At 42.0% G+C, this 6874-nt stretch carries 7 protein-coding genes and 2 pseudogenes; 3 read left to right on the top strand and 6 right to left on the bottom strand.

What is annotated here, in order from left to right; all coding sequences use genetic code 11:
• Nucleotides 1–679 (top strand): transposase (locus LC608_RS02830; RefSeq protein ID WP_229552058.1); only part of this gene is annotated, 679 nt, incomplete at its 5' end.
• Nucleotides 680–689: 10 nt separating this feature from the next.
• On the opposite strand, the pseudogene LC608_RS02825 reads toward LC608_RS02830, so the two are convergent.
• The 6 genes and pseudogenes from LC608_RS02825 to LC608_RS02805 form a co-directional block, all read right to left on the bottom strand.
• Nucleotides 690–1763, bottom strand: a pseudogene (locus LC608_RS02825) (DUF3370 domain-containing protein); the annotation flags it as partial.
• An 89-nt stretch (nucleotides 1764–1852) separates the two neighbouring features.
• Nucleotides 1853–1936, bottom strand: coding sequence for a hypothetical protein (locus LC608_RS37450; protein WP_374108360.1), 84 nt, complete (start codon nucleotides 1934–1936; stop codon nucleotides 1853–1855).
• Between the two features lie 211 nt (nucleotides 1937–2147).
• Nucleotides 2148–2807, bottom strand: coding sequence for a tRNA (adenosine(37)-N6)-threonylcarbamoyltransferase complex dimerization subunit type 1 TsaB (gene tsaB, locus LC608_RS02820; RefSeq protein ID WP_229552057.1), 660 nt, complete (start codon nucleotides 2805–2807; stop codon nucleotides 2148–2150).
• 138 nt (nucleotides 2808–2945) lie between these two features.
• Nucleotides 2946–3134 (bottom strand): hypothetical protein, encoded by a 189-nt coding sequence (locus tag LC608_RS02815; protein ID WP_229552056.1) that lies wholly within the window; start codon nucleotides 3132–3134, stop codon nucleotides 2946–2948.
• Between the two features lie 6 nt (nucleotides 3135–3140).
• Nucleotides 3141–3389, bottom strand: a complete 249-nt coding sequence (locus tag LC608_RS02810; RefSeq protein WP_118167283.1) for a Ycf34 family protein — start codon at nucleotides 3387–3389, stop codon at nucleotides 3141–3143.
• A gap of 399 nt (nucleotides 3390–3788) precedes the next feature.
• Entirely contained in the window at nucleotides 3789–4334 is a 546-nt protein-coding gene (locus LC608_RS02805; RefSeq protein ID WP_229552055.1) for a DM9 repeat-containing protein, read from the bottom strand.
• 647 nt (nucleotides 4335–4981) lie between these two features.
• On the opposite strand from LC608_RS02805, the gene LC608_RS02800 reads away from it, so the two are divergent.
• Nucleotides 4982–6268, top strand: a complete 1287-nt coding sequence (locus tag LC608_RS02800) for a CCA tRNA nucleotidyltransferase (protein ID WP_229552054.1) — start codon at nucleotides 4982–4984, stop codon at nucleotides 6266–6268.
• Nucleotides 6269–6329: 61 nt separating this feature from the next.
• Nucleotides 6330–6794: pseudogene (locus LC608_RS02795) on the top strand (phosphatidylglycerol lysyltransferase domain-containing protein); the annotation flags it as partial.
• Nucleotides 6795–6874 lie beyond the last annotated feature (80 nt).

Genomic DNA, 6874 nt, shown 5'->3' with positions numbered 1-6874 from the left:
AGGTATCGATCTGGGATTAAAGTATTTCATTGCTGATAACAAAGGTAATGTAGAGCCATCACCCCAGTTTTATCGTAAGTCTGAGAAACAGTTAAATCGTGCTAACCGTAAGAAGTCCAAGAAATACAACAAGTCTCGCAAGAAAGCCAAAAAACCACAGTCAGCCAACTACCACAAAGCTAGAAATAGGTATGCGCGTAAGCATTTGAGAGTAAGTAGGCAGCGAAAAGAGTATTGCAAAAGATTAGCGTACTCCGTCATCCAATCTAACGATTTGGTAGCCTATGAAGACTTAAACGTGAAGGGCATGGTCAAGAACCGACATCTAGCTAAATCAATATCTGACGCTGGTTGGTCAACTTTTCGTCAATGGTTAGAATATTTTGGGCATAAGTATGGCAAGGTAACGGTTGCCGTTTCTCCGCACAATACAAGCCAGAATTGCTCTAATTGTGGGCAGAAAGTGAAGAAGTCTCTATCTACAAGAACCCATGTTTGCCCTCACTGCAACTATGTAGAAGATAGGGACGTGAACGCCAGTATCAATATTCTTAAACTTGGATTAACTACGGTGGGGCACACCGGAAGATACGCTTGGGGAGATTTGCCCTCTTGGGCAGTTGGCGCAAGCCTGCTGTCTAACGGCGAGTCAGGGAACCAAGAATCCCCGTCTCTTTAGAGCGGGGAGTGTCAAATTCCACCCCATAATTACCATGTGCTTCATAAGCCGTATCTGGATAACGTACCAGCATTTTGGCCGTTTGGATTTGTTGAGTGCCTAATCGACCACTGAGCAATGTGTCTAAAGCATAAGAAATTGCTTTGCCACGCTGGGGAATAGTCAGATTTGGGCTTTGGGGATTATCCACCAACTTTGCTTGCCATTGGGAACCACTAGAAACACCAGCTACACGTCCATAAATCAGTACGCCACTGGTAGCATTTGGAGGAGTAGGGGTTTTATCTCGCGGCCCGGCCAAGTTTCCGGTATTTAGTAAAGCTTGCCATTCTGCGAGAGTGGGTTGGCGTTCTGTATTATCAGAATTTTTCTTGGCAAACATTGCTAAACTTGCTGCATAAACTTGATCGCTACTACGCAACCGCATAAAGCTAGAGCGACCATTCACCGGCTTTTCTAGATTCCGTACAGGAATAGGATGATTTAGCAACATGCGGCTTTGCCCTGGCGGAATTATCAGCTTTGTCGGAAAATCAGCTTGTCGAATACCTCGGAGTACATCACCAACAGCGCGATCGCCTGGCCCTGAGTAAGCCTTACCATCGTTATTTTCTATGTAGGGGGGTAAGGTGACAAAGGGCGCATCCTGCATCAAATAACTCGCCGCTTGCAACACATCTAGTGTTACAGGTTTTTTACCAGGGTTATGCACAATTACGCCCAGGTATAGCGTTTGTAAATCCTTGGGAGTGTGGCTGTAGTGGTGGGCGAATAAATCAAAGCGTCCCTGAAAGGGAAAATTGAGGTGCGCTGCTGGAACTTTTTTACCGTTTGTAGGAAAGGTAGAAAGTAAAATACCCTCAGTTTTAATCCATTCTGGGCTATTGCTGTTAAAAACAGGTATTGTATTCAACTTGCCTGCTAGAGGTCGAACTTCTCCTGGTTGCACAATTTCTTGGGGTGCTGGCTTTGGTGAAGTTTGAGCGATCGCTGAATTATCTTTATGAGTTGTGCATCCAAAGGTTTGAGTTATCGCAAGTCCTAATATAAGTATGAATAGAGATGATGGTAAGGGAGAGAGCATAAATTTGAGCGTAAATCAAGCTGTGGTGTTAAAGATAACAAGTTCTTACTACAAGTTCCCGTAAGCAAATTTCTGAGAATGCGTTCGCCCTACAGCCCTTCGGGCATCCTACGGCAGGCGTTGGCGCAGCCATCGCTGTTTGTAGCATTTGCTATTTCACACTCACGTTTCACCTCTATCACTCGCCGTCTGGTATCAATGTTTTAGGACTAGGGTGTGTTTTCAAACTACTCGTTTAGCCTCCTAACTTTTTAGATCCCCCTAAATCCCCCGATAAATTGGGGGACTTTGATAAGTTTTTGCCCCTCTTTTTAAGGGGGGTTGGGGGGATCTAAGACTTTGAAAACACGCCCTAGCGCTATGTTTATAACTAGTTTAGAAGCATTATGCATCCTGTACTGGATGCTGCCCATAATATGGCAAAGCCTCTGACCAATTAGGAAATTTGCCCTCTTGCCAATCGAGATTAGCTAGTTCCAAAATACTTGTCACCGTCGTTGCTAATCCAGATTGAGCTTGAATCAACTGATAATTAGTGTTCCAATTAGCTAAAGTTTCCTGCCATGCTTCTGGTGTCAACACTCTATCTGATAAACACACTTTTAATTTAGAAACATCTGGCTCAAACTGATAAATAGCAGTAAAAATTTGACCTCGTTGTGCTGGCATTTCCACAGCAATAGTTTTGGGATTTTGACTTTTGCCTGCTTCTGCCCAAGCTACCGCAGCCAAAGTTGAAATTGCAAATACAGGAATATTTAACTGTTGCCCTAAAGTACGAGCAGTGACAACACCAATTCTAGTTCCCGTAAAGCCGCCAGGCCCTTTTGCAACTGCGATAAAAGACAAATCTGCCCAAGTTTGCGGTTTGATAAATTCAATTAGATATTGATGTACTAAACTAGATAAATCACGCCCCAAATTCCAAATTTGAGAGCGAGTATCGCCTGCAAAATTACTAATTGCCAAACCTAATTCTGGTGTGGTGGTATGTAGTGCCAAAGCGTATTTATTTAATGCAAAGTCTTTTGGTTCCGTTGTCAAAGTTATTTAAAATATCTATTTTTATAGAGTTAACGTGATTTATTCAAGCATATAACATAGCGGTTCTTAATTGAATAGACTACCGAGTAACAATCAGTCAAAAGGTCTTGTTGCAAGATTTGTGAGAGCCAATGCTGTTCACTTTCTAATAGCGATCGCTTTCCTGACATCTCTTGCCCATACCATGAATTGGCGATCGTTGAAGAACAAAATCTCATTACAGTAGAAATCATGTATTTGAACCACATTTGACATAAGGGCACAGCAATGCTGTACCCCTACCGCCTGTCTATTTACCTGAAAATAGCTGTAAGATACACCAATCATTTTCTGTCAAGTCGGCACTAATTCACCAGGACGCAACTTCGACCATTTGCCCGTTTCTCGCTTAAAGCTCAGACAACCAACAACATCCCATTCCATTTCAATTACATCATCTTTAGTCCGAATGTTGACATTGATAGAAGGTTCATTCGGATCAAAGTTCGGTGTTTCGGTCAAGTGAGGCTGTTGGTGCTGCCCTTCTACGGCATGATAGGTAACACAGCTGTCTACATAGTGGCAATTCACGCAAATACACATAATAGAACCAACTCCAGGGGCCTTTATTGTTAATCTAACGTAAGCCCAACTGTTATTCATGAGTTGCTGGGTTGATTTTTATTACAATGCTTGAAGAAGAATTCAGAAGTCAGAATTCAGAAGTGGAGCAAGGAAAGGCCAAAATTCAACAGTGTGGGGGATTCGGACTCGCCATTGACGCGTAGCCTCTATTCTTTCTCTACAAGATGCTACTCGTAGCTCATCTGTGAGAGATTAAGGTAATTGTACATTTGTCACTAGGACTATAGGGGCAATATCATGTGGGAAGCCGCTTTGCGTCTACATGAATTGCCCCTATGATAAATCAAGCCTTTTACTGCCTGTTTGCGTAAGTTTTGTAGCTAAAGCTGAGATTACCAAAATTTAGCAAGATCCAGTTTAGTTTGCAGTTAAAAACTCGAAGTTTTTCGTAAATCGGTATTCTAGTTTACCGTATGATACGTAGCAGGTTTTAGTCGGGTTATAGTATTTTCCAGGTATATACTCGTTATTTAACTTGGCTCTACAAACATATAATGTGTTTCCACCATTATCTTCATTGCCTCCCCAAACTCTATCTTTAGAAGAAGGTAATTTCCCTCCAGTATTTCTCCAGCGCCAGTTATTTCCCGTTAGTACACGATACTTTGTGTAGCGATGTTCTTTATTTCCCCACGGAATATAGCAATTATAAGCCTCAGTTAACTTTCCAGGTGTATACTCATTATCATGTATCGCTTGGCAAACATACAGTTTAGATCCTTTCTGGCTGCCACCTACAACAGCATTAACAGGGATATAATTATTGGTTTTTTTCTTTTCGTAATTCACCCATAAAACACCCGCCAATGCAGGTACTCCTATAGAAACTGCTATTCCAACTGCTAGGAGTGTTGTGATACGACTGAATTTCAGCGAACTTACTTTTGTAAAGTTGGTGTTCATGCTTTTATCCTCACTGAGCTATTTATGACAGGTGTAATTTTTATTTATGTTTTGATGAAAAATGTTTAAGCAAAGTTAAAACACTAATAAATGCACAAACAAAGGTTATAGCCCGCGCAAATGCATCTAAATTAACCAGAAAATATAAATAGTATTTTCGGCTTCATACTATGCTATATATCGATATCTGAATTATAAATAAAGGTCAGCTATTGATAAATTTATGATTAACATAATGAAATGACCTTTATTGACAAGATACCTTTGCTTTAGGGCTGTAACTTGCTTATGTGACAATAACTCACTTTTGTTTTAGACCAGATTGGTCTTAGTGTGGTTTTCTGTTCTATTGGTACTTATAGACGAACCTCATTTTAAGGGTGCTATAGATCCTCTTACAATAATAAAACTATTTCTGTTTTGTTCGTCCAAAGAGTTTAATATCTCTTAACTATTAAGTATTTCGCTGCCAAAGATAATCAGGATTAAGAATAGTCAAAGCACTGCAAAAACCAGTCTCAAAGCAGAATTTATCCCTTTTTCCCGCACCCTCTTGACAAAAGTTTAATTACTCTACCTCTTACAAGCGCTGTAGCTTCCTTGTCCGTAGGAGTACACAATCTAAAATCTCAAATCTAAAATCCAAAATGGTATTAGCTCCCGAAAATTGGCCTTTCAGCTTGGAATTCTTGCCACAACCGGCTTACATGGTAGGTGGTGCTGTCCGAGATGCTATCCTTGGCAGAAATCGCGAATATCTGGATTTAGATTTTGTTATACCATCTAAGGCGGTAAAGGTAGCGAGAGCGATCGCTCATCATTACAAAGCTGGTTTTGTGTTACTCGATGCAGAACGACAAATTGCGCGTGTGGTTTTTCCCCACGCTACGGCTGACTTTGCCCAGCAAGAAGGAAATAGTATAGAAGTTGATTTGCACAGACGGGATTTTACAGTAAATGCGATCGCTTATAATCCCCATACCCAAGAAATCATCGATCCTCTGCAAGGTTATGCAGACTTGCAACAGGGCATTTTGCGAATGGTATCACCTGCGAACCTAGAAGATGACCCTTTACGATTAATGCGAGGTTATCGCCAAGCCGCTCAATTAGGTTTTACTATTGAGCCAGCTACCCAAGCCGCTATTCGTTCTTTGGCATCACATATTAGCAAAGTTGCAGCCGAACGAGTTAGGGTAGAAATTGGCTATTTACTCAGCAATTCTCAGGGTACTCCTTGGATTACAAGTGCTTGGGAAGATGGTTTACTTGCCCCTTTCTTCAAAAATGCCACCCGTGAAAGCTTGCTCAAACTAGCAGCAGTTGACGAAGCAGCTGCCTTACTCACGCAAAATTGGCAGCAATTAGGGGCACAACTGCAAGAATATGTCCGTGATAGTATCAAAACCACTTGGTTAGGTATTGCCAAACTTGCTTGTCTTGTGAACCCAAATCCAGAGTTAGCAGAAATAGAACTACAGGAACTAACTTATAGTCGTGTCGAAATCCGGGGTGTAACCACTGCTTTGAAACTGTTACCGCAGCTTCAAGTAGTTGATATGTCTTTGCGAGAACAATACTTTTTTTTCCATGACGCAGATATTGTGTTTCCCGCGATGACAGTATTAGCTGTGGCACTTGATATTTTGGTAGAGGCGATGTCTGGTGACAAGCCACTACACACAGCAGTCGAAACCAAAGCAAAACGCTGCCTTATTTGGGCACCTTTGATCAACCGCTACCTGAACCCTGATGATCTGGTCGCTCATCCCACTCCATTAGTGAGCGGGAAGGAGTTGATTATAGCATTAGATATTCCAGCATCGCCAATTATTGGCCAACTGTTGAGAGAAATTGGCGTAGCACAAGCTGAGGGGAAAGTTTCAACAAGACTAGAGGCGATCGCACTTGCACGTCAATTACTTGAAGGTTAGATATTAATTCACTTTTTTCGGTCAGAATTAATTCTGTTAGCAGTAGCGGGGCGTTTAAGCTTACCTGCGAGAGTGTGAGATTGCTGTGGTGCATAATCCCGAAGGTAACATCAGCGCCTTTGCCAACATTCTCCAGGAGTATCAACTCAACGAAGCCACTATTGACATGATGCGACATCGCGCCTCCATCGAAAATGGCACAATGGACTTTCTATTTATTTCCCTGCTTCAACATTTTAAAGAGGGTGGCTACGATAGCTTTAATTTCGGCCTTTCTGCCCTTGCGGGAGTTGGAGAGAACCCAGAATCGCGCCGCTTAGAGAAAGTATTACACTATCTTTACGGGCATTTGAATCGCTTCTACAATTTCAAGGGGCTGCACGCCTACAGAGAGAAGTTCCGCCCCCGTTGGGAACTACGTTATTTGGTTTACCCCAGTTTAGCTGCCTTACCAGATGTAGTTGTAGCATTAATTCGCGCAGATTCAGGCGATCGCCTCTTTGATTATTTCAAGCCTGGAGCCTAAATGTGGAAAAAAAATAATGGGCGCAAAGGTAAGAAAGCATCTATTCTGGCCAGCAATACCATACTCCTTGTAGAGCGATG

This window comes from Nostoc sp. XA010 (assembly GCF_020829625.1).
Classification (GTDB): Bacteria; Cyanobacteriota; Cyanobacteriia; order Cyanobacteriales; family Nostocaceae; genus Nostoc.
The sequence above is the reverse complement of the archived record's forward strand: the minus strand, read 5'-3'. Positions and strand labels throughout refer to the sequence as shown.